The sequence below is a fragment of the Arthrobacter sp. SPT-J7 genome (assembly GCF_059089965.1).
The window spans coordinates 1-273 of the sequence record NZ_JBNHFF010000636.1; the positions used below are offsets into that span (position 1 = coordinate 1).

At 64.5% G+C, this 273-nt stretch carries 1 pseudogene; it reads right to left on the reverse strand.

Annotated features, from left to right (window positions below):
• Positions 1–273 (reverse strand): annotated as a pseudogene (locus tag AC5RWX_RS34610) (general stress protein); the annotation flags it as partial.

The window sequence follows — 273 nt, forward strand, 5'->3', positions numbered from 1 at the left end:
CGACTGCCCGCGGCGGCGTCCGAGCGGGTCATGGGCAGCTGCTGCAGCAGCCGGCGCGCCTCGTGCGCAGCTTCGGGCGAGACGACGACGTCGTAGCTAGTGGCCACCACCTGGCTGGTGGACGTGAAGTCCCGCTTCCCGCGCTGCATGGCGTAGGTGACAATGCCGAAGAGCATAAAAAAGGCCGCACCCATCAGCACGGATGCAAGGATGGAGAAGTACCCTGGCGAAGGCGCGAAGAAGGAGAGCATTACGCCCACGAAAAGGCCAAAC